Origin of the sequence: Macrococcoides goetzii (assembly GCF_002742385.2) — a bacterium.
In the GTDB taxonomy this organism is placed as follows: domain Bacteria; phylum Bacillota; class Bacilli; order Staphylococcales; family Staphylococcaceae; genus Macrococcoides; species Macrococcoides goetzii.
Genome location: NZ_MJBI02000001.1, coordinates 875,669 through 898,409 on the forward strand (window position 1 = coordinate 875,669; position 22,741 = coordinate 898,409).

Annotated in this window: 27 protein-coding genes; 3 read left to right on the forward strand and 24 right to left on the reverse strand. The window is 32.9% G+C overall.

Going from position 1 to position 22,741, the window contains the following annotated elements:
* Positions 1-71: 71 nt before the first annotated feature.
* The 18 genes from BFS35_RS04590 to BFS35_RS04675 all read right to left on the reverse strand — a co-directional run bounded on the left by BFS35_RS04590 (position 72) and on the right by BFS35_RS04675 (position 16,433).
* A complete protein-coding gene (locus BFS35_RS04590) occupies positions 72-566 on the reverse strand; it encodes a DivIVA domain-containing protein (RefSeq protein ID WP_099580800.1) in 495 nt (164 codons plus the stop codon).
* Between the two features lie 15 nt (positions 567-581).
* Positions 582-1,352 carry a YlmH family RNA-binding protein gene (locus BFS35_RS04595; RefSeq protein WP_099580798.1) on the reverse strand — a complete coding sequence of 257 codons (771 nt, stop codon included), beginning with the start codon at positions 1,350-1,352 and terminating at the stop codon, positions 582-584.
* Positions 1,353-1,408: 56 nt separating this feature from the next.
* Entirely contained in the window at positions 1,409-1,702 is a 294-nt protein-coding gene (locus tag BFS35_RS04600) for a YggT family protein (RefSeq protein WP_099580796.1), read from the reverse strand.
* On the reverse strand, positions 1,702-2,256 hold the full coding sequence (locus BFS35_RS04605) for a cell division protein SepF (protein ID WP_099580795.1): 555 nt from the start codon (positions 2,254-2,256) through the stop codon (positions 1,702-1,704). Before BFS35_RS04605 ends, BFS35_RS04600 begins: the two co-directional genes overlap by 1 nt.
* Before the next feature lie 10 nt (positions 2,257-2,266).
* Positions 2,267-2,929, reverse strand: coding sequence for a YggS family pyridoxal phosphate-dependent enzyme (locus BFS35_RS04610; protein ID WP_099580793.1), 663 nt, complete (start codon positions 2,927-2,929; stop codon positions 2,267-2,269).
* 1 nt (position 2,930) lies between these two features.
* The gene (gene pgeF / locus BFS35_RS04615) at positions 2,931-3,719 is read right to left on the reverse strand and encodes a peptidoglycan editing factor PgeF (protein ID WP_158554251.1); all 789 of its coding nucleotides are present in this window, start codon (positions 3,717-3,719) and stop codon (positions 2,931-2,933) included.
* 103 nt (positions 3,720-3,822) lie between these two features.
* Positions 3,823-4,950, reverse strand: a complete 1,128-nt coding sequence (gene ftsZ / locus BFS35_RS04620; RefSeq protein WP_099580789.1) for a cell division protein FtsZ — start codon at positions 4,948-4,950, stop codon at positions 3,823-3,825.
* A 33-nt stretch (positions 4,951-4,983) separates the two neighbouring features.
* Positions 4,984-6,372: a cell division protein FtsA gene (gene ftsA / locus BFS35_RS04625; protein ID WP_099580787.1), complete on the reverse strand. Its 1,389-nt coding sequence runs from the start codon at positions 6,370-6,372 to the stop codon at positions 4,984-4,986.
* A gap of 138 nt (positions 6,373-6,510) precedes the next feature.
* The gene (locus BFS35_RS04630; protein WP_099580785.1) at positions 6,511-7,407 is read right to left on the reverse strand and encodes a cell division protein FtsQ/DivIB; all 897 of its coding nucleotides are present in this window, start codon (positions 7,405-7,407) and stop codon (positions 6,511-6,513) included.
* Between the two features lie 3 nt (positions 7,408-7,410).
* The gene (gene murD / locus BFS35_RS04635; protein WP_099580783.1) at positions 7,411-8,751 is read right to left on the reverse strand and encodes a UDP-N-acetylmuramoyl-L-alanine--D-glutamate ligase; all 1,341 of its coding nucleotides are present in this window, start codon (positions 8,749-8,751) and stop codon (positions 7,411-7,413) included.
* Complete coding sequence (gene mraY / locus BFS35_RS04640; protein WP_099580781.1) at positions 8,752-9,720, reverse strand: phospho-N-acetylmuramoyl-pentapeptide-transferase; 969 nt, start codon at positions 9,718-9,720, stop codon at positions 8,752-8,754.
* A gap of 35 nt (positions 9,721-9,755) precedes the next feature.
* Positions 9,756-12,095 (reverse strand): penicillin-binding protein, encoded by a 2,340-nt coding sequence (locus tag BFS35_RS04645; RefSeq protein WP_099580779.1) that lies wholly within the window; start codon positions 12,093-12,095, stop codon positions 9,756-9,758.
* Positions 12,082-12,456: a cell division protein FtsL gene (ftsL, locus tag BFS35_RS04650; protein WP_099580777.1), complete on the reverse strand. Its 375-nt coding sequence runs from the start codon at positions 12,454-12,456 to the stop codon at positions 12,082-12,084. The genes BFS35_RS04645 and ftsL overlap by 14 nt, the downstream gene beginning before the upstream one ends.
* A gap of 11 nt (positions 12,457-12,467) precedes the next feature.
* The gene (gene rsmH / locus BFS35_RS04655; protein ID WP_099580775.1) at positions 12,468-13,400 is read right to left on the reverse strand and encodes a 16S rRNA (cytosine(1402)-N(4))-methyltransferase RsmH; all 933 of its coding nucleotides are present in this window, start codon (positions 13,398-13,400) and stop codon (positions 12,468-12,470) included.
* Positions 13,401-13,409: 9 nt separating this feature from the next.
* Positions 13,410-13,841: a division/cell wall cluster transcriptional repressor MraZ gene (mraZ, locus tag BFS35_RS04660; protein WP_099580773.1), complete on the reverse strand. Its 432-nt coding sequence runs from the start codon at positions 13,839-13,841 to the stop codon at positions 13,410-13,412.
* Positions 13,842-14,013: 172 nt separating this feature from the next.
* Positions 14,014-15,609 carry a bacillithiol biosynthesis cysteine-adding enzyme BshC gene (gene bshC / locus BFS35_RS04665; RefSeq protein ID WP_099580771.1) on the reverse strand — a complete coding sequence of 532 codons (1,596 nt, stop codon included), beginning with the start codon at positions 15,607-15,609 and terminating at the stop codon, positions 14,014-14,016.
* Between the two features lie 116 nt (positions 15,610-15,725).
* On the reverse strand, positions 15,726-15,899 hold the full coding sequence (gene rpmF / locus BFS35_RS04670) for a 50S ribosomal protein L32 (RefSeq protein ID WP_099580769.1): 174 nt from the start codon (positions 15,897-15,899) through the stop codon (positions 15,726-15,728).
* A gap of 21 nt (positions 15,900-15,920) precedes the next feature.
* A complete protein-coding gene (locus BFS35_RS04675) occupies positions 15,921-16,433 on the reverse strand; it encodes a YceD family protein (protein WP_099580767.1) in 513 nt (170 codons plus the stop codon).
* Between the two features lie 124 nt (positions 16,434-16,557).
* On the opposite strand from BFS35_RS04675, the gene BFS35_RS04680 reads away from it, so the two are divergent.
* Positions 16,558-17,628, forward strand: coding sequence for a tRNA(Met) cytidine acetate ligase (locus BFS35_RS04680; protein WP_099580765.1), 1,071 nt, complete (start codon positions 16,558-16,560; stop codon positions 17,626-17,628).
* Between the two features lie 148 nt (positions 17,629-17,776).
* Here the strand turns inward: BFS35_RS04680 and coaD are convergent, their stop codons facing one another.
* On the reverse strand, positions 17,777-18,280 hold the full coding sequence (coaD, locus tag BFS35_RS04685; RefSeq protein WP_099580763.1) for a pantetheine-phosphate adenylyltransferase: 504 nt from the start codon (positions 18,278-18,280) through the stop codon (positions 17,777-17,779).
* On the reverse strand, positions 18,273-18,812 hold the full coding sequence (gene rsmD / locus BFS35_RS04690) for a 16S rRNA (guanine(966)-N(2))-methyltransferase RsmD (protein ID WP_099580761.1): 540 nt from the start codon (positions 18,810-18,812) through the stop codon (positions 18,273-18,275). The genes coaD and rsmD overlap by 8 nt, the downstream gene beginning before the upstream one ends.
* A gap of 104 nt (positions 18,813-18,916) precedes the next feature.
* Here rsmD and BFS35_RS04695 point away from each other — a divergent pair, with 104 nt between their 5' ends.
* Positions 18,917-19,306, forward strand: a complete 390-nt coding sequence (locus tag BFS35_RS04695; protein WP_099580759.1) for a DUF7147 family protein — start codon at positions 18,917-18,919, stop codon at positions 19,304-19,306.
* Here the strand turns inward: BFS35_RS04695 and BFS35_RS04700 are convergent.
* Positions 19,290-19,550: a DUF2129 domain-containing protein gene (locus BFS35_RS04700; RefSeq protein ID WP_099580757.1), complete on the reverse strand. Its 261-nt coding sequence runs from the start codon at positions 19,548-19,550 to the stop codon at positions 19,290-19,292. The genes BFS35_RS04695 and BFS35_RS04700 overlap by 17 nt on opposite strands.
* Positions 19,551-19,639: 89 nt before the next feature.
* Here BFS35_RS04700 and BFS35_RS04705 point away from each other — a divergent pair, with 89 nt between their 5' ends.
* Entirely contained in the window at positions 19,640-20,560 is a 921-nt protein-coding gene (locus tag BFS35_RS04705; protein WP_240628363.1) for a glycerophosphodiester phosphodiesterase, read from the forward strand.
* Between the two features lie 27 nt (positions 20,561-20,587).
* On the opposite strand, the gene BFS35_RS04710 is transcribed toward BFS35_RS04705, so the two are convergent.
* From BFS35_RS04710 to BFS35_RS04720, 3 genes are read right to left on the reverse strand one after another with little or no spacing between them, the layout of a single operon-like run.
* On the reverse strand, positions 20,588-21,172 hold the full coding sequence (locus tag BFS35_RS04710) for a methyltransferase domain-containing protein (RefSeq protein WP_099580755.1): 585 nt from the start codon (positions 21,170-21,172) through the stop codon (positions 20,588-20,590).
* 9 nt (positions 21,173-21,181) lie between these two features.
* The gene (locus BFS35_RS04715) at positions 21,182-21,604 is read right to left on the reverse strand and encodes a YlbF/YmcA family competence regulator (protein WP_240628364.1); all 423 of its coding nucleotides are present in this window, start codon (positions 21,602-21,604) and stop codon (positions 21,182-21,184) included.
* Positions 21,605-21,615: 11 nt separating this feature from the next.
* The gene (locus BFS35_RS04720; protein ID WP_099580753.1) at positions 21,616-22,695 is read right to left on the reverse strand and encodes a CAP-associated domain-containing protein; all 1,080 of its coding nucleotides are present in this window, start codon (positions 22,693-22,695) and stop codon (positions 21,616-21,618) included.
* Positions 22,696-22,741: the final 46 nt, after the last annotated feature.

The window sequence follows — 22,741 nt, forward strand, 5'->3', positions numbered from 1 at the left end:
ATTATTCTTTATACTATCACGTTTTTATTCATTTGATAAGTGAAAATAAATAATAAATAAAATTTCTTAAATTATTCTTCTTCTAATGGTTTCATTTCTAAATCATAATTTAATAAATGATCCCAGTCTTCACTCTTCAGAAGATCTAATTGCGCTTCAACTAACATTTTAAAACGCGCTCTAAAGATTTTTGATTGACGTTTCATATCTTCAGTCTGAAAAGCAATTTCCCTAGCTTGTTGCATCGCATCTTTCTTTATGAGTTCTGCGTGATTCTTTGCATCCTGGATAATTACATCAGCCTGCATACCAGCACTTGCTTTAATTTCGTCACCTGCTTTTTGTGCGACGATTAAAGCTTCTGAGATGGTATTTTCAACGTTTTTAAATCGCGTAATATTCTCATCTTTATCAGCAATTAATTGCTCTAACATCTTTTTCTCTCGACGCATTGTTTCAAGCTCATCACTCAATGCTTTCAAATAATCTCTTACTTCGTTTTCATTTAAACCTTTATGCACTATATTAAACGATTTATTTTGAATTTCTTCCGGACTAAATTTCATAATGTCACCTCATAATTATTTAAACATCGTACCAAAAGTTATACGAATCTTATCTTTCTTTGTACGATCTCCGATTGTTTCTATTTTACCACGACCGTAACCTTTTATTGAAATCAAATCATTCGTTTCAACATTGAAACTTGTCTTGTCAATAACAACATGATTCACTTTTACGTGCTCAGCTTCAATATGTTTTTGTGCGATACTACGTGATTTATTAATCATTAAAGCCACAATATTATCAAGACGTAAACTAGAAACTGTTGACTGATGTGAAGTGAATGGTTCGGAAGTATCTACCATTGCTTCTTTATCAATTTCAAACAACTTAATACGAGAACCTTTTAATTTCGTTAAATTCTGAAATACAAAGTCTTTTAAATGTGAAGCAATTACAAACTGAATCTTGTCCCCAACGAGTATATCACCTAATAAATCACGTTTGAAGCCGATAGACATAAGTGCACCTAACACATTACGATGTGTTAATGTTACAAATTTATCAGCATATTTAATTTCGATGATGGTTAACTCAAAATCCTCAGGACTCACTTCGTGATAACCAGGATAAATTAATGCGCGCATACGCTCACGCTCACCACGTCCGCCATTAAAAGATACATTCAGTTCCGTTCGATTAACAAGGGTCGTTAAAATAAACTGCTGACGTGGATCTAAAAAATGCGTTAGAACTGGTGAATACTGAGATTCTGCCCGTTCTACTAAACTTTCTAAAAACTTTACAATCTCTATTTCTTCATTTCTAAAATGCTGATATAAATTCATAATATCCTCTTTTACTTTGACATGAAAAAAATCTCATAGCAATGAGATTTTTAAGATTATGCGAAATACGGTATGATAGCGTTAAAAATTGCAGCTAAACCAACTTGTAAAAACTTTAGGAAAATAAGCGCTGCAATGCTTGAAATATCAAACATACCAATCGGTGGTATCATACGTCTGAACGGTTCTAAAAATGGTTCATAAATTTTACCCATCCATTCACCAATTACAGATTCTCTTAATCCTGGAACCCAGGACATAAAGAAATATATTATCATCCCGATAGTATAAATATCAATTGCTTTAAGAATAAAGTTCATAATCAAAATTACTATTTCTAAAGTACTCATTAAAACTCCTCGTGTTCATTATAATCTTCTGGTGCTTCTAACATTTCAGTGATTGATCCAGCTACTTCAACATTATCAGGTGTGCATAAAAAGATGTCTGCACCAATACGCTGAATGTCTCCGCCAATCGCATAGACAGTTCCACTTAAAAAATCAATGATACGTTTTGCAGAAATTTTATCTATACGTTGCAAGTTAACAAGTGTCGCACGACGATTTTTAAGTTCATCTGCAATATCTTGTGTATCACTAAAAACGCGTGGTTCAAATAAACAGACTTTAGAGATACTTGATGACGGTTGCTCATGCATATTCACAACATTGTTTTGACTCACTTTGCGCTCATTCACTTTCACTTTAGATTTTACAGGTTCAGGTTTCGTGCGATACACCGTTTCTTGTTTGATAATCTTTTTATCTGCTTTGTCATTACTCGCCTGAATTTTTTCTCTTTCAACTGTTTCTACAGCTTTTTTCGGTGTATTATCTTCATATACGACTTCTTCTTCATCTTCATAAACGAAGAATCCTTTAAATACATCTTTAATGGCCATAAATTCCCTCCTAACCGACGAGTTTCGTTCCTATACGAATAAACGTCGCACCTTCTTCTATCGCAATTTTGTAATCATTACTCATTCCCATTGAAGTTTCAGTACATGGTGCATGTGGTAATGCCAATTCCTGAATTTTAAGTTGTAATTGCTTTAAATGTTTAAAGTAAGCTCTAATTTCTATTTCATTGGCCTCAAGTGGTGCCATTGTCATTAAACCTACTACCTCAATGTTATCATATTCAGCTAAACTTTGGGTAAATGATTGTACTTCTTCCGGTTTAATACCGTGCTTGCTATCTTCTCCACTTACATTCACCTGAATAAAACATTTCACTTTTTTATCTGCGCGTTTTTGAATTTCTTTAGCCAAACTCATTCTATCTAATGAATGTAGATAATCTACCTGATTGATGACTTCTTTAACTTTTCTCGTCTGTAAAGACCCAATGAAATGCATCGTCACGTTGTCGATGTTTTCTTTTTTTTCAATAAATCCTTCAATTCGATTTTCACCTAAATCTTTAATTCCAGCAGATACTGCTTCTTTTGCACGTTCTGTTGAAACATACTTTGTTACCGCAATAATTGTCGGCGTTTGATGATAAGGTGAATTTGACTTACTCTCTTCAATATCATTTAAGATAACTTCCAGATTATCCTTAACTTCCATATTAATCCCTCGTTCCAATATATGCTAACATTCTACCTGTTTTACCTTTTTCTAAACGATATGAGAAAAATTCTTTATTCTCAGTAGAAGTACAACGTGTTGTGATTGTTATGTTTTCTTGTTTAATTCCTGCATTCATCGCAATACGTGCATTAATTTCCTGTAGGTTAATATCAAACATATTATTCTTATTGATTTGGAAACAATCTTCAAGTTCTAAATTTAGCTCAGTAAATTGTCTTTTAATATCATCATTCACTTCATAACAGGGTGCAGTTACTGATGGACCGATGATACATTTAAGGTCATCTATATTACCAGTATAAGCTTTTATAAGTCGGTCAACGATTAAACCGACTGTACCTCGCCAACCTGCATGTCCCAATGCAATAAAGTCATCTTTAACACTATACAGGTAAACTGGTACACAATCTGCAAAACACATTGTTAATAGTATACCTTTTTCATTCGTATATAAACCATCAACATCTAACCATTTAGGTGTAAGTTCAAAAACATTTGTCCCTTTGTCTTCTAAAAATACTTCCTGAATATTATTGCCATGCTTTTGAATCGGAAAGACCCAGTCACTCGTCTTAAAGCCAATTTCATTCGCTACTAATGCCTGATTATGATGGACATTAAACGGAGCATCATCAATATATAACGCCATGTTTAAACTATCCTCAGGATAATCACTAATCCCACCATGTCGACTCGTAATACCAATCACTTTATTGTAATCATTCGATACGTTATATGTATGCTTCATTATTTGAAATGGTTCCATTATGTGCCTCCAAAATGGCATATTATATAAAAACCGAACAAACAGAAATCAAAGAGCGACTTATGTTTGTTCGGATGTATTGTCAATCAATTATTTATGTGAATTATCTTCTACGACGACGTGTACCACGGTCTTTTAAGAAACCTGGAACATCTAAATCATCTCTATTTGATTCTCTTTCGGGTTGTGCTTGTTGTGGTTGAGATACTGATTCAGTGCGTGTCTCACGTTGTGGCTGAGGTGTGCCAAAACCAGTTGGTGCAACACTACGTGTCGGTTTGTCATTGAAACCAGTTGCAATAACTGTTACTACGATTTCATCTTGTAATTCTGGATTAATCACTGTACCAAAGATCATATTAACATCTTCGTCAGCTGCGTCCTGAACGATATCAGCTGCTTCTTGTGCTTCGAATAACGTTAATGATTCGCCACCAGTAATATTCATTAATACCCCTTGAGCACCAACAATAGATGTTTCAAGTAATGGAGAAGAAATTGCTTTTTTCGCCGCTTCAATCGCACGATTCTCACCACTAGATACACCGATACCCATTAAAGCAGAACCTTGGTTACTCATAATTGTTTTAACGTCTGCGAAGTCTAAGTTAACTTCCCCAGATACTGCGATTAAATCAGAAATACCTTGTACCCCTTGACGTAATACATTATCTGCTTCTTTGAATGCTTCCATCATTGGCGTTGATTTATCAACGATATCTAATAAGCGATCGTTTGGAATAACGATTAAAGTATCTACGGCAGCTTTCATTGCCTCAACACCCGCAGCAGCTTGTGTCTGACGTTTACGGCCTTCAAAAGAGAACGGACGCGTAACGACACCAACTGTTAAAGCACCCATTTCTTTAGCAATTTTAGCTACAACTGGTGCAGCACCTGTACCAGTTCCGCCACCCATACCAGCAGTTACAAATACCATATCTGCGCCCTGGATTGCATCTTCAATTTGTTCACGTGACTCTTCAGCTGCTTTCTTACCAATCTCAGGATTTGCTCCAGCCCCTAAACCACGTGTTAATTTTTCACCGATTTGGATTTTAGAAGTTGCTTTAGATAAGTTTAAAGCTTGGCCATCAGTATTGATTGCAATAAATTCTACATTGTTCATACCGTGATCGATCATTCGGTTTACAGCGTTATTACCGCCGCCCCCTACACCGATTACTTTTAATGTTGCTAAATGATTAAAGCCCTGTTCAAATTCTAACATTCAATTTTCCTCCTATATAATTGTGGCCAATTATTATTCAAATAATGATTTCATAATTTTTTTCATTACACTTGGTTTTTCATTTTCATCTTTTGGTTGTTCAAAAGTACCATCTTCTCGTTCAACGCGTGCGCCGATCGTTTTAGATGTATAAGTTTCTGTTTCAACATCTTTGTTCGCTTTACGTTTAAAGAATCCATCAAATCCTTTTGATTTTGGTTTCTCTTCCACGTACTCTTCAACATACTCCTCTTCAGAAGTAGTTTCATGATTATTAATTGTAACATAATCTAATAGTTCATCAAAGCTAATACCACTATTGATTGTAGAAATACTTGAAGAAAATTCTGGCTTTCTAATTCCCATTTGTTGCGGCACATGAATTCTCACTTTTTCACTCACCATATCAGATAATAATTCTTTAATGCCTAACATGTTTGCAGTACCACCAGTTAATACAAAGCCACCATTAATTTTATTTAAGCCCATTTCCTGTAGTAAATCAAATACTTCAAGAAATATTTCTTCGACACGTGCTTCAACGATATCGCTTAAATCTTTTTGATTAAAGCTCATCGGTTCATTAGTGTCTACCTGATTTACAGTGAATACATCTTGTTCAGAAGCTAAATCATAAAACGCATGACCATACTGCTCTTTTACTTTTTCAGCCTGATCAAAAGTAGTATTTAACGCTTGTGCAATATCATTTGTAATCTGACTTCCTGCCATTGGAATATTATCAGCGTCAAACAAGTTGCCACGTTCATAATATGCCACCTGAGTTAACTGGTCACCAATATCAATGACTACTGCACCTAGCTCTACTTCAGTTGGAGTCAAGATGTATTTATAATTATAAGCATCAGAATAAACATCTAATACATGTACACCACAACTTTCAACGCATTTCAATGTATTGATTAAAACTGAACGATTTGTTGTGATTACTCCAGCATCAACCGATAAACTTTGCGTTGCAATCATTTCTTTTGGATCACTTACTTCATGTAAGTCATCAACTTTAAACATTTTCGGGAATACACCGATAATTTCAATTTCATTCGAAGTGTTTTTTGCACGAATGCCATCTAATACTTCTTCAATATGCTCTCCAGTAATTTCAGTTGATTCACCATTGAATGTAATTTCGTGTTCAATATCATGAATTTCAGAATGAATAATCGGCATTTTTAAAAATACATCTTCAAACTCTATGCCTGATGCAATTTGTGCTTTCTTAATCGTATCTTTAATCGCATGACTTGCGACATCAAAATCATCAATCATACCTTTTTTAATACCATCAGTAAAAGTTTGACCTGTACCTATCACATTAATGCCATTATGAAACTTTTCGCCTACAACTACCTTAACGCTCGATGATCCAATATCTATAGAAACATAGTAATGTTCTTCCATCGATAGGCACCTCCTATTTATGTTTGTTTAACATACACTATCAATATTACATTATAGACTTTATTCAGAAAACTATAAACGCTTTTTTTCAGAATAAAATAATTTTTTTATAAAGTTTAATACAATATATTTTTCATATTAATTTGATGTGTTACTTTGTTTTACGTTATTTAACTGCTTTTGTAAATCTTGTACTGCTTTTTCAACTTTTTCTTTCTCTTTTGCTTCACTAGCTTTCATTTCTGATTCCATTTCAAGTCGTCGCGTTTCAGCTTTCTTTGATTCATATGGAATAAATACTGCACCGACCTCTAAATCAATTATGCCTGGTTTTATCATTTTACCAGATTCATCACGTTCGATATTTTTAGCCATACTTGGGTAGTAATCAAGTTTATCAGATATTGTCCTTAAATCTCCAATAACTTCAATACCATCTTTCATAAACATTTGAATACGTGCTGATGACTGTTCATTTGGCACAAAGTTAATTTCTGAAATTTGATTTACAATCGCCGGTTTTGTATGATTTAATACTTTAACGAGTTGATTTAATTCTTTTTTACCAAAATTATTGATTAATGGTGCATCACTCGGTCTATTAAAATTCATTTGATGTATTATTTGCCCGTTTTCTAAGACAGGGTGAAATTCGCTTCCGTCTGGTATCACTCCGACTACATTGTATTCGTCAATGATGATTGATACTTTATTTGGAAAATGTCTTTTTACAGTCGACGACTTTACGCCATCTAAATATTCAATATTACTTGATATTTCGCCTGTATCTAAACTGTATATTCGGTCACGATTTGAAATTTGAGCTTTCTTTAAAATAGTTTCCTTGCTATTAAGTAAAGTATTATTGACGGACACTTTGTTCACATAACTAATATTTGTAAACATGTACAGTAAAATTAAAGTAACTACTGCTACGATTGATAAAAATATTGTAAGTTGAATACGTTGTCTTCGTTTGCGACGTTTTTTCTTTTCCTCCACATAGTGAGGCGTTTCTATAATTTGATCTTCCATAGACTATTGCAGCAACTTCACATGTTGAATGAAGTCTTCTCCTCTAACTTCATAGGTCGGATATTGATCCCAGCTGGCACAAGCCGGACTTAGCAGTACCGTATCTCCTGCAACAGTATTACCTTTCGTTTGCAGCACCGCATCTTTTACATCATCGCAAATTGAATATGGTATATGATGTGATTCAGCAAATGCCTTTAATTTTTCAGTCGTCTGACCAAAAATATACATATGTTTTACATTACTGACATGTTCATCTAAATCTTCAAATCCATTTCCTCTATCTAAGCCACCACATAGCCAGTGAATCGGAGAGTGAAACGCATCCAGTGCAAAAGTAGTTGCTAAAGTGTTTGTTGCTTTTGAATCGTTAAAATATTTAACATTTTCATGTGTCATGACAAATTGTAATCGATGTTTGATGCCTTCAAAAGACTTTAACGTAGCAATAATACTTTCATTTGGAATGTCACTTAGTTTAGCAGCCGCAATACTTGATAAAATATTTTCAAGATTATGTTTACCAGGTAACACTACTTCGTCTACGTCAATAATAAATTCATTTTGAAAATAAATTTTCCCATCGACAATATAACTTCCGTTGACTTTTTCTTCTGTACTGAAATAAATAATCTGACTTTCAATTTCAAAGTTATTAAGTAGCTCTTTTTGTTTATAGTTAAAAATTAAATAATCTTCTGCAGTCTGATTTTTTACGATATTTAACTTTGCACTTACATATTCATCCTGCGTGCCATGATAATCCAGATGCGCTGAATAAATATTAGTAATTAAAGCGATATGTGGTTTAAAATGTCTGATGCCCATCAATTGAAATGATGATAGTTCTGTTATTAAAGTATCTTCAGACTTAGCATTTTGTGCAACTAAAGATGCAACAAAGCCGATATTTCCACATAAAAGTCCTGTTTGATTACTATGCTTGAACATATCACCAATCAATGACGTTACAGTCGTCTTCCCATTTGTTCCAGTTATACCGATGATTTTACCTTCATTAATCTCATATGCGAGTTCCACTTCAGTAATAATTTGAATATTACGGGCAATTGCTTCTTGAATAAAAGGTATATGATAAGGAATGCCTGGATTTTTTACGATAAGATCAATATCACCTAATAACTCAATTGGATGATGTCCACTTACTACTTTAATTTCAAGTGCTTCTAATTCTTTTGCTTCATTCGTTAAACTAACATCCTTGCCATCATTGACAGTTACATTCGCTCCTAGAACATGTAATAGTTTTGCAGTTTCGTATCCACTTTTTCCAAGACCAAGTACCAAAATATTTTTTCCCTGATAACTTGTTATATTCTTCACTTAATTCACTCCTAAATAAATCCCGATTAATCCAGAAATAATACCGACTGTCCAGAATACAATTACTATTTTCCATTCAGACCATCCACCTAATTCATAATGGTGATGTAATGGACTCATTCTAAAAATACGTTTACCGGTTAATTTGAATGAGGCAACTTGTAACATTACTGATAAAGTTTCCAGTACAAACATCAACCCGATAAATATTAACGTTAATTCTTGATTTAACATGATAGAAACAGTAGCAATTACGCCTCCTAAAGCAAGTGAACCTGTATCTCCCATAAATAACTTCGCTTTATATTTATTATAAATTAAGAATCCACATAAACTACCGATAAGAATCGCTAAGTAATACATCATGCCCTGGCTCATCGTGTGATGTGCTAAATAGAAATAACAACTAAATGCAATGATAGATAATCCTGTTGCCAGACCATCTAAACCATCTGTTAAGTTTACAGCATTTGAAAAACCTACTTGCCAGAAGATAATAAATACAACATAGAATATAGACAAAGGAATTCCGATATCCGTAAAAGGTAAATTGATCTCGTTTGATAGTGAAAGTAAACCGAGTCCATTACTTACAACGTAAAATAAAACTGCAATTAATATCTGGAATAAGAATTTTTGTTTTGATGTTAAACCTTGATTATTTTTTTTAACCACTATAATGTAATCATCTACAAATCCAATTAGCCCAAACCCTAAAGTTACTAATATCAATAATATAATCGGACCTTTGTCATCTACAAAAAATGTTGCAATAATACTTAAAAGAATTGTGCTGATTAAAAATGTTAATCCACCCATCGTTGGTGTGCCACTTTTTTGTTGATGACTTTTCGGCCCTTCTTCTCTGATGGACTGTCCGAATTTCATTCGTTTGAGTAATGGGATAAACAAAGGGACTAAAATTGCAGTTAATATAAAACTTGCTAATCCAAAAATTAATGCATTCATATTTTTCACATATCAGTTTGCTAACTGATTCCTTTCTATTCCGTAATTTTAGATTCTGTAGAAATTGTTTCGGTTGTTACTTCTTCTGTCGTATTTTCTTCTGTTGAACTAACATTTGAGCTTTGACTAGTTTTTTTATTCTTTTTCGTCTCAGTTTCTAGCTGTTTTTTTAATGCTTTTTCTTCATCCTTTTTATTTGCATCAATAATATTATCATAGGCAGGTGATTGTTTTAAAGGGTCAAGTGAGTCCATTGAAACCATTACTTTATCTCCTTTTTTAACATCCGTATTCGGTGCAATTGACTGTTTTACAACATATCCATTACCATCAAACTGAACTTTGATTTGTGTTAATTGTTCAAACATCAATAAATCACGTTTTGACCAAGACGTCATATCGGGCATTGTTATTTTTCCGTCAGTAAGTAAGAATACTTTGTCACCTTTTAACAATTCAGTCTGATGCGGCGTTTGTTCAGTAACTTTATTACCATCACCAATCACAACAGGTACAAAACCATTTCCTTCAATTACTCCAGTTGCCTTATCGACATTTGATCCAATTACATCTTCCACTTCTGAAGATAACTTTTTACCTTTATCTTTTGTAGCGCCAACATCTAAATATTTCAAAGTATTTTCCATCAATGGTTTATAACCTTTAGAAACACCTAGATTATATGCTTCCCCAGCATTTTTTTGAGCTAGAGACATACCATAATAAATTATTACTCGAGGATTTTTTGCAGGCGCATACCCCATAAAACTTACCATATATGGCTGATAACCTTTTACATATCCACCATTTTTCGTATCTGGTACTTGTGCTGTACCCGTTTTACCGGCAATTTTATAATCGTCAATACGGTAATTATAGGCATGCATTTCAGAACCGTAAACTACATCATGTAGAGCTTTCATTGTTTTATGTGCTGTCGTTTTTGAAATCGGTTGACCAATCACCTTTTTCTTACCTTTATAGACAATACTTTTATCCGGACTAGTGATATCTTTTATAAAATACGGACTGAGCATATTCCCATCATTAACAATTGCAGTTTCTGCCTGAATCATCTGGGCAGGACTGACAGTCGTCGATTGACCGAATGCTGAGACTTTCTTACTTAATTCATCACCCCAGGAAATATGACCTGTAACTTCTGAATCAAATAACGAGTTTGTAGATTTGCCGAATCCAAATTTTTCGTAGTAGGATTTCATCTTATCTGTTCCAACGTCATCCTGAAGTTTCATCATTAATACGTTTGAAGATAACTGGAAACCTTTATCCATAGAAATCATGCCCCACCCAACATCATTCCAGTCAGAAATCACACTACCAGCAACTTCCCTCTCACCTGACTTAAACTTTTCATTTGGTTTATACTTACCTTCTTCAATTGCAGCTGCTAAACCATAAGTTTTAAATGTTGAGCCAGGTTCATATGTATTTTGATATAGATCATTAGCCCATTTATCACCAAAGTTTTCTCGTGTTTGCGGATTAAATGTAGGTCGTTGACTATAGCCAAGGATTTCACCGGTCTTGGCATCTGTTACTACTGCAAATAAATCTTTAGGTTGGTATCGTTTCACCATCAGATCAAGAGAATCTTCAACAAATATTTGGATATTTTTATCAATTGTTAGCTTAATATTATCACCATTAACAGCAGGAATTACATTCCCTGATTTAGGTAGAACATATTGCCAAATATCTTGTTTATAACTCGTTTTACCTGCTTTACCTGAAAGATACGTATCAAATATCTTTTCGGTACCCATCATACCCTGTATTTGATTAGTCTCTGAGTTCTTTTCAGCATATCCAATTAAATGAGATGCAAAATTACCGTTAGGATAAAATCGTTTTTTTTCAGAGAAAAATGTCAGGCCAGGTAACTTTAATTGTTCAATTGCTTTCTTCTGATTAAATGTTAAATCTTTACCTGCTTTACCAAACTCGACTTGAAATGCATTTTTGGTGTTAAGTGTTTTTAGAATTGATTTATAAGGCATATCGATTATTTTGCTTAATGCTTTTGCAGTTTTCTTTTTATCAGTAACATGACGAGGTGGCTTGCCTTTTTGGCTGATTCGTTTATCAAGTACAGCAACAAGCTTATATGATTCAATGTCTTCAGCAAGTACTTCGCCATTGCGATCAAGAATTTTCCCTCTAATAGGTTGATTAACAATACTGCGTACATATTTTTCGCTTGCACGCATCGATAAATCTTGTCCGCTGGAGTGACCAGTAACCATGACAAAAGAATATTTCAAAATCAATGAAAAAAAGAGCAGTCCGAATAACATTACTAAAAGGACCGCTCCTATTTTATTTTTTCTTATTTTTAACTTAGTTCGTGACATCTTTTTGCACTACCTTTACGTTATCATTATTCAAGCTCAGTCCGAAAGACTTTGCTTTACTATAGACACGTTCATATGAAGATTGTTTCATCGCTTCTGAATTTAACTCACCATTTACAGATTTTTGATGGACAATTTTTTGTTCAATAGCAGCAATCTTACTATTTGTATGATACGCATCATATTTTAAAGATAGCATATAAATACTTACTAAAGCAATCAATGTCACCAATGATAAATATACTAATTTCTCTAATTTAGATAACGAAACAACATGGGATTTTGTAATTGTTTTTGTTTCAACTTTTGGTTGTACTTGTGTCTGTTCATAATAATTCGGATTGATGTATTCTACTGCCATGTTGTCACCTCTTATTTTAATATTTCTACGACTCTAAGTTTTGCGCTGCGTGCTCTATTATTCTCTTCTAGTTCTTGTTCTGTCGATACAATTGGCTTCTTATTAATACGTTTTAATTTCGGCTTATATTCATCCGGAATAACCGGTAAACCTCTAGGGATATCAGGACCTTTTTCATACTCCTGAAAAACTTGCTTACATAGTCTATCTTCTAATGAATGAAAAGTAATTACTGAAATTCTTCCACCCACTTTAACAGAATCAATCGCTTGTTCAATCGACTCTTCAAAAGCACCTAGTTCGTCATTTACCGCAATTCTTATGGCCTGAAAAACTCTTTTGGCGGGATGTCCACCTGTTCTTCTGGCTGGTGCTGGAATTGCGTCTTTAATAATTTCAACTAAATCAGATGTTGTTTCAATTGGTGTTGTTTCTCTAATATTTTCAATTTTACGAGCGATTTGTTTAGAAAATTTTTCTTCACCATAGCGAAAGAATATTGAAACTAACTTTTCATATGGCCATTCATTGACTACTTCAAATGCTGAAAGACTTTGTGATTGATCCATTCGCATGTCGAGTCTTGCTTCCTGATGATAACTAAAACCTCTTTCACCAACATCAAGTTGCGGACTTGAAACACCTAAGTCATAAAGAATACCATCAACTTTATCAATATTTAGTTCATCTAAGATAACGCTTAAGTTTCTGAAGTTATCTTTAACGAAAGTTACTTTATCTAAATGATCTTTCAAAATGATGTGCGCGTTGTCAATTGCTGTCTGATCCTGATCGATTGAAATCAATCTACCATTCGTTAATTGTTTGACTAAATAAAGGCTATGACCCGCTCCACCTAATGTACAATCAACATATATACCATCCGGTTTTATATTAAGTTGATCGACCGTTTCTTCTAATAACACTGTAATATGATGGAACATGTTTACCTCCTATAAATCAAAATCAATTAACTCTTCAGCAATTTCTTCATAATGTTCTTCAGTATCTTCGTAGAAATTATCCCAGCTATTTCTATCCCATATTTCAATTCGGGTAGAAACACCGATTACTGTACATTCTTTTGATAAACCAGCGTATTCCATTAAATTTTTAGGAATATTAATTCGGCCCTGTTTATCTAATTCTACTTCTACTGCACCAGAGAAGAATAAACGCATAAATTTTCTGGCATCTCGTTTAGTAATTGGTAAAGTTTTTAATTTTTCTTCAATTCTTTTCCATTCATCTAAAGGATAGCCAAACAAACACTTATCAAGGCCACGAGTAATAACAAAATGTTCTGTCAATTCATCTCGGAACTTAGCAGGTACAATCATGCGACCTTTGGTATCCAATTGATGTTGATATTCACCCATGAACATAGTCATCACCTAGCCTTAATATAAATTTACCACATCCCACCACTTTCCTCCACTAATTATACAAAACTTTTTTATTTTTTATTTTTATGCATTAAAAAGCCCCCCACCACGCTAAAAAACGTGGTGGGGGGAATTCCCAAAAATTATGTTGAAAAAAGAAAAATAATATAACCTATGGTTTTAAAATTATATGATCGAACGTGTAGTTATTAATGTTATCAATAACTTCATCAAAGATGCCAAAATCGTAAGTGTTGATGAACTGAAGAGGATGCATAATTCTCTCCTGTAATCCTCCACCAGGGTTCATCATGTTACCGATAGCATTTAAAGCGTTGAAATCAACATCATGACGACGCTTTATATCTTGGTGATATCTTTTCTTAAAATATTCAAATTGACGTTTATGATAATTTAGATTATCTTGTAACAATTGCTTTGTCTCCATTGGAACATCTAGTAGTTGCATCGCTTCATAATCTGCTTCAATGTTCGCAATCGTTTCCTGCATTTGACTAAGTAATAGTCTATTTTCCTTTGAACCTAAAAAATCATTCTGGAACTTCTCAATACCATTATCGTATAGAGATTCAAATGTTATATTGAAACGTTGCATATCTTTTAATAATTTATCGTTTGTATAAGTTATACGCATACGCGGAACCACTGGAGGCATTTCAACTTTTGCGAAATCAAAAACCTGCTTTAACTCTCCCCAGTATTTAATTTCTGATGGGCCACCAACAAAAGCTAAAGTGTTAAATAGCATTTCTTCCATCAATGGACGAGTAACAACATTATTACTAAATAAATGTGGCGCAACTTGAATTTTAGCTCTGATTTCAGCTCTAGTAAAAGTTGCATCAGATTTTGATAGTCTATATTTACCACCTTCAAACTTTAATAACTGACGTTTGCCTTCAAAAGACATAAACAGATGAACGTTTGTATCAGTTAAAATTTGACGTTCTCCGATGAGAGATTCCATCTTCTCTTGACCGTTTCTAAAGGCTTGATTGATTGCTTCATGATGATCAAACATCCAAACAAGTATGTCCGTTTCCAGCGCACGAATTTCTTTGTGCTGGCTATCAATTAACAGTAAACCATAGTCTTTAAATAACGTATGAATGATGTACTGGAAATGATCCGTCCAATTTTCAGGCAAATCATTTAAAAGATTATGAATCGATTTTGTTGATTTAGTTTCTATTAAACGCGTAATAAAGCGGTCAATCGTAAATTTTAATGCTTCCTGTTCAAAGTTAAGTACAGAAACACTGTCTGTTACTTCTTCAGTTGGATAATATTTTATTTTATGCACATTATTTTCCGCTGTATATACATTAACATGATTTACTTCATCAAAATCATGATCTTCACCTGCAATCCAAAATACAGGTATAATCTCAGTACCTAGTTTTTTTGATTGTTCTTTTGCAAGAACAATTATAGAAATAATTTTATGTATTGTATACATCGGACTAACAAACAGCCCTGCTTGTTGTCCACCGATGACAACCTTATTACCTTCAGCCAAAAGTGAAATATTTTTACACTGTTTTTCACTTAGTTCAAACTTAGCCATATACTTTTCTATAACTTTTGAAAGTTTAGATTCTAAACCATTTGCTGCATTATTCATACGCACTTCATAACTTTCATCTTTTGTTACATCATACCTATATTGTGATAACACATCATCCTGATGTGTGTAGCGCTCTATAAAAGCCCCTTTATTATCTGCTAACTGCTTAATTATCTCCACTTGTCTACACCTCGCATTTTATCATTATTTAGTATAATGATATTCAAGCGCAAATACAATTTTACGGCTTATTCAAAAAAATAAGTGTATCGCAAAAGCGATACACTTATAAAAAATTATTTAGAAACTACTTCTTTACCATTGTATGAACCACATGATGGACATACGCGGTGAGATAATTTCATTTCGCCGCATGATGGACATTTAACCATACCAGGTACTGATAATTTGAAGTGTGTACGACGTTTTCTTTTCGCTGTTTTAGATGTTCTTCTAAAAGGAACTGCCATTGTATTTTGCCTCCTATCGATCTAGTTTTCAGACATACTGTCTTTTAAAGCTTGAAGTTTTGCAAGCCTTGGATCAACCTTAGGCTTTTCATCTTCTAATTGACTTTCATCAATTACTTCCCAACCTTTACCTTTTGTTAGTTCTAAATCAACATCCTCTTTTACCACACGTACAGGTTTATTGATTACAACTAACTCTTGAATAACGGGTGTTAAGTCTATAACACCATTCAAAATGGCATGTCTATTCTCATCATATTCAACATAATCGTTATCATCAAAATATTCTACTGATTGGATGTCGAATGGAACTTCAACATCTTCTAATGTTCTTGCACAAGTCATAACGAATTGTCCAGTTACATGTAAATCAGCTACTACTTCGTTTGACTTAGGTGTTAATTTACCTTCCACCTTAATAGGTGATATATCAACTAACTGTAAGCTAGATATTAAATGATTTAAGTTGATTTCTGATTCAAATGGATAACCACTATCACGGTGTTTTCTTAATTCAGCTAATGACCATTTCATATGGTTTCACCTCTTACAAACACAAAATTTATTTTACCTCTTTTAATAACAGTTTGTCAAGATTTTTTCTTAACAGATATTTCTGTTACAATCATCATTATAAACTGATGGGAGGGGAAATACAATGAAGTCAATCGGAATTATTTGTGAATATAATCCTTTTCATAATGGGCATAAATATCAGATAGAACAAGTAAAAAAATTATACCCTAAAGCAAAAATAGTAGCAATCATGAGTGGACAATTCGTTCAACGTGGTGAACCAGCATTTCTAAATAAATTTATACGTACAAAAATGGCACTTGATTATGTGGACTTAGTTGTTGAACTCCCTCAATTCTATGCAGTAAGTTATGCAGATGACTTTGCTCGTGGTGGTATCATGATTGCTAAAAAGCTCAGACTTGATGGTTTGTCATTTGGCAGTGAAAGCGGTAATCTTAACAAAATTGATTTTGAGATAAAGTCACCTACTCGTGAAGATATACGTACTGGAGCAGCGTACCCAAAATTAATGAGTGCTGATTTAAAATCAAATGATATATTAGCTCATGCATATTTAAAAGCTACGAAAGAAATTTACCCTACACTTACATTAATTCCAATCCCACGAATTTATAATGATTACACAGATGAAGTTTTGACAGGTACAATTTCAAGTGCAACTGCAATACGCAAAAATTATTTTAATGACAATGACATTAAAGCGACAATGCCACACAGTGAACTGATTGTCAATGCAGTCCGTTGGGAAGATTATTTTACGTTAATAAAATATCGTATGCTATCCATGAATGTACTTGAACTTCAAGAAATATATACGATGTATGAAGGATTAGAAAATCGATTAAAGAAAGTTATTCGTGAAGTGAAAACATTCGATGAATTAATAGAAAAGATGGTATCAAAACGATATACAAGAAGTAGAATTCAACGTTTACTTGTTTATATTTTGTTAAATATAAAAGAAAAAGATGTTCCTCTATTAAAAGAAATTACAGCTGTACGAGTACTAGGGATGAATGATTCAGGACGAAAACTAATTAAATCTATTGAAGACGTTGTAATCGTGACAAATGTAAACAGTGTGTCACGTGACCATTTCGGTTTAGAAATAAAAGCTACTGAAATATATAACCTTATTAGTGGTAGCACGATGACAGATTTTAACACGTCAGTTATATATAAGCGCTAAAGATTGAGATGCGCGGTTAAAACGGTTGTATTATCAAATTACTCCCCCATACTCTGGCACTTGCATATCAATCCATAGGAAAGTGTGTAAAATTCAACTACTCCATCAAAAAACCACATCATATCTGGATGTGGTTTTTCAATATGATTTACTTTTCTTCTTCTGCTAATTGCTTATACTTTTCTTTTAGTGCAATCTCAACATTTTTAGGTACAATACTTGAGACATCTCCATCATATTTCGCAACTTCTTTAACCATACTCGAAGAAATAAATGAATATTGGTTGTTAGTCATCATATATAGTGTTTCTATATCATCGTTTAATTTCTTATTCATACTTGTCAGCTGCATCTCATATTCAAAGTCAGATACTGCACGCAATCCACGTACGATTTGTTTAGCACCTACGCTTTCACAGAAATGCACAAGTAAGCCCGAAAAATAATCAACTTTAACATTGGGTATATCTTTAACCGCTTCTTCAATGAGCGCAAGTCGTTCTTCTATGGTGAAAAAACCGGTTTTTTTAGCATTATTCAATACAGAAACATGTATTTCATCAAACAGTTCACTACTTCGCTGTATGATATCTAAATGTCCTTTTGTGATAGGGTCAAAGCTTCCTGGTACTACTGCGATTGTTTTACTCATAATTACCTCTTAATATGATTAATTTTGTAATGCCATATGTTTCATTTTTTATCACTTCAAAGTCAAGCGTATCTATAGCTTCATTCTTCTCACATTCTATAAGGATTTGTCCATCCTCTGCAAGTAAATCAAATGCCTTAATCAATGGCAATGCTTCATTTACGATATTCTTTTGATACGGAGGATCTAAAAAGATCATATTAAACTGAATATCTCTTTTATTTAGAGCCTTTAATGCTCGTTTGTAATCATTCTTATAAATTTCGACTTCTTCGTCAAGAAAAGAAGTATTTTTCTTAATCATCTGTATTGCATCAAAACTCCCATCTACAAAAATCACTTTAGAAAGTCCCCTGCTTATCGCTTCTACACCTAATCCACCACTTCCAGCAAATAAATCAAGTCCTATGCCATCCATCGGACCGAGAATATTAAACATCGTTTCTTTAATTTTATCTGTTGTTGGTCTTGAAGTTACTCCTTTTGGCGCAGTTAACTGAAATCGTTTATATTTACCACCAATAACACGCATATATTACTCCTTTTAAATTTAATATCACGGTTCTTTTCATGTATAATAATAATATCAATATATACATGTATAATAATAATATCAATATATAAAGGGGAACCGTAATGAAACAAGCTTTTATTTCGCTCGGCGAAGGTTATAGTGATCTTTTCGAACTCGAGCAATTAATGAAATATAATCATGATCGTACTGATTGTGTCTTATTTTTACATACGACGTTAGAAGAACAGCCTAAAACGTCCGTTGTACTGATTATGAATCCAACAGAAGATGGTAACTTCCAGGCGATGTATAGTATTTTTGAAGGGATAAATTATCCATATCCCGATAGTAACAAACGCTTTGATCTCGTTAAGTCATGGGCTGAAAAATATCAAATTCCAATAAAAGAATTTGATGTAAAAGCAAAGCATTTCTTTTATGAAGATGCACTTTATCATCAGTACTTAATTGGTGTGTTACGTCTTCAACGTGTTATTAAACCGATGCATTAAGTTTATTATCACTTGAACTGTAGTCTGTCCTTAATTGTTTATATGGTGAGATAAGAACATTTGTCACAAACTTTAATTTTTCCAATTGTGAAAGTGTATGATCTAACTTATCTTCATTGATATACATTGCAACCCATTTTTCCTTACGATTGCTATGCACAATATGACCATACTTTCGAATTTGACGTTCATGTTTATGACTTTTCAAATAAATAATAAGTTGTTCTCTTTGAACTAATGTCATATATTTCTTTCCTCTCATTCTGCTTTCTTTTATAGTATCATTTGTTCTGTTAAAATTAAAATAACAAATTTCAGTTGGAGGTACATATTTTGAAAAAAAACACTTTATTAAAAACAATCGCTATAACAGGTCTTACATATTCAGCAGCTGTTGCAGCTACTAAAATGACGAGTAAGCAAAGTGCACGCAATATTAAACCTTTCTTCAGCAAACGTTCACCGTACATATTTGCACATCGTGGAGGATTAAAACTTGCTCCTGAACATACGATGGCTGCATTTAACCAATCACATAAATTAGGCATTGACGGTTTTGAGATTGATATTAGATTAACGAAAGATAATGAAATCGTAGTACTTCATGATGCTCTTGTTGATCGCGTTTCGAATGGTTCTGGTAAAGTATGTGATCATACTTTAGAAGAATTGAAGCAGCTTGACTTTGGTTATCATTTTAAAGATATTAATGGCGAATATCCATATCGTGGTCATGAAGATGCTAAAATAGTTACTTTAAACGAGTTATTAGATGCTTTTCCTAATTTACTCATCAACATTGATATTAAAGATAGCAAACAATCAACGCCTGGTAAACTAGCACCTGTGCTATTGTACCGCTTAATTCATTCTAAACAGGCCTTTGACCGCGTTTGCGTAACAAGCTTTGAAGATGAACAAACGTTACGTTTTAATGCATATGCACATGATCGTGTTGCAGTTGGTGCTGGTCAAAAAGAAGTTGCTCGTGCATATTATGCTTTTAATTCAGGGATGAAACATATATATCAACCTAATGTGGATACGTTCCAAATACCGACACATTATCGTGGTATTCCATTAAATAATGAAAAATTCATTCAGTTTCTTCAAAGTTTAAATATCGCAGTAGGATATTGGGTCATCAACAGTATCGATGAAATGGATGCTTTACTAAAAAAAGGTGTACACACTATCGTTACAGATCGCCCTGATATTGCAATGCATTTAATTAATGAGAAGTATAAAAAGTAAGTTTAATTAAATAAAGGAATGGCTAAGTTAAGCCATTCCTTTATTTTTTATTTCATATATTTCTATACCTCGGTAATGCATAATATTTTCAATTTGTAAATCCACAGCTTCAAACATTGATTCAAGCTGTTGTCTTCTGTTAAAAAAGAGATTAATTTTATAGTATAAAATAATTTTCCCTTTTTTCTTTATTATTCTTTGAAATTCTTTTATAAGTTCTTCTTTTTCAAGAAAAGTATCAAAAGGTTGATTAATTAATATATAATGAAACTTCTTATCTTTATAAGGCAATGCGTTACTCGAAGCTATTTCATAATTAAAATGTGGATATATATGCATTGAAGTTTGCAAATTTCGAATAGACTGATCCAGAATATAACCTTTAATATTTGTCTGATGGTCAATACTATTCACCCATTTACCGGTATGACATCCTATACATAATACTTTTTGATGATATTTTATAGGTACATAGTTACCAAGAAATTTTTCAAATATCGGGATAAAAATTAAATCACTATTTTTAGCTTTAAATAAATGCTCATCCGGACGGTTCAAAAATTTAATTTTCTTTTCCCATTTAGAAATGAGTTTCTTCTCATTTACCTCCATAAAAACCTCCTAACTACACCCGCATCCACTGCTGCATGTATGGGATTCAAAAAATGGATTACCTTTTTCTACCTTTACTTCTGCTGAAACAGATGATGCAATTATGATAAGAACTTCATCCAGTAAAGTTTGTAATTGTGTTTCAAGAAGTTTCACCTGTGCCACTTCAGGGTGCATATCATATTCTTTTTTCTTCTTTCTTGTTTCAAGCATTACACGCTGATAATCAGGATGATAACGGCCAAATCGGTTTACTTCATCATATCTTTCTTTTATACGGATGAGTTCGTTTTTTAGCTGCTGTACTTCTTCATTAATACTTAAGTCTAAAAATGCTTTTTTATATGCTTGATAAGACTCACTTTGAAGGATCATTTGATTTAATTCGTCTGCAAGATCCATTACTTCTATAAAATCTATATCATAAATCATAATTCCACTTCCTAATCTGCTTGTGTATCTCTGTTTTCATTGTTTATAAAAATTAATGAATAATATGAACCAGAAATTCCTCCACCCATTTCATTGATATTTCTGTTAAGCATATTTTCTCTATGCTCATCAGAGTTTAACCAGCTATTGATTAAACTTGGTACATCATCAAAATTAAACGCGATATTTTGAGATAAATGCAAATAATTAATATCCAGTTTATTTAGTTCACTGCCAATTTCATCTTCAACCTGCTTTACTTTCTTTTGTTTTTCCTTATTTAAAGAAGCAACCTGAAATTGTGCTACATGATTGATTAATTCGTTTGTTTCTAGTAGCTGTCTTCCATTTATTTTACGCATATAATTCGTGATTTCAAACATTGTCAGTACTTTGTTACTGTTAATTGCAACTTCATCTTTAGTGTGAATTTCGTTATTAGCAGTCTTCTCTATCGTCTTACCTTTACTACTCATCGCATAGGGTTGCATCTGAACGAGTGTATTCGGCTCAATATAACGCATCGCCATTACTTTGTTTGAAATTCTATCAATATAAACTTGTACAAAAATATCATCATATTGTATTAAAGTCTGTGTTTTAATATCTACCTCGGTTAACTGAAACTGATATTCTGACTGTTTTGTTTTGATTATGGGTTCACTTACAATCGCATTTCCATTAAAGATATTATCTGCACTTTGTCCAATTTTAAATGGATAGCTTTTTGCATTTTTACCCGTTGCATAAGCCATTACAATTTTTTTATTATTGACACCAAGTATGTAATATTGGTCTTTAAACTCATAGACAAAATTCTTGTAATTAAAATTTGAATCATATATTCGTTTTGGATAACCATATTGTTCAGTAAACTGATTTATATTTTTACCGATGTAAACACCAAGACCTTTACTAAGTTTTGGTCTTTTAACTGTATTTTTAGATGAAGGTTTGATATCTTCATTTGAAATCTTCTCTTTTGCGGGATTTTCTAATACATCAAATTTTAATGAAGGTGAATAAAATAAATAAAATAAAAATACACCCATTAAAAAAATTAGCAGAAGTTTAATTAAAATACTTTTCAAAAATACACCTTCTTTTTCTTTTTCTTATCACTATTCTAACATTATT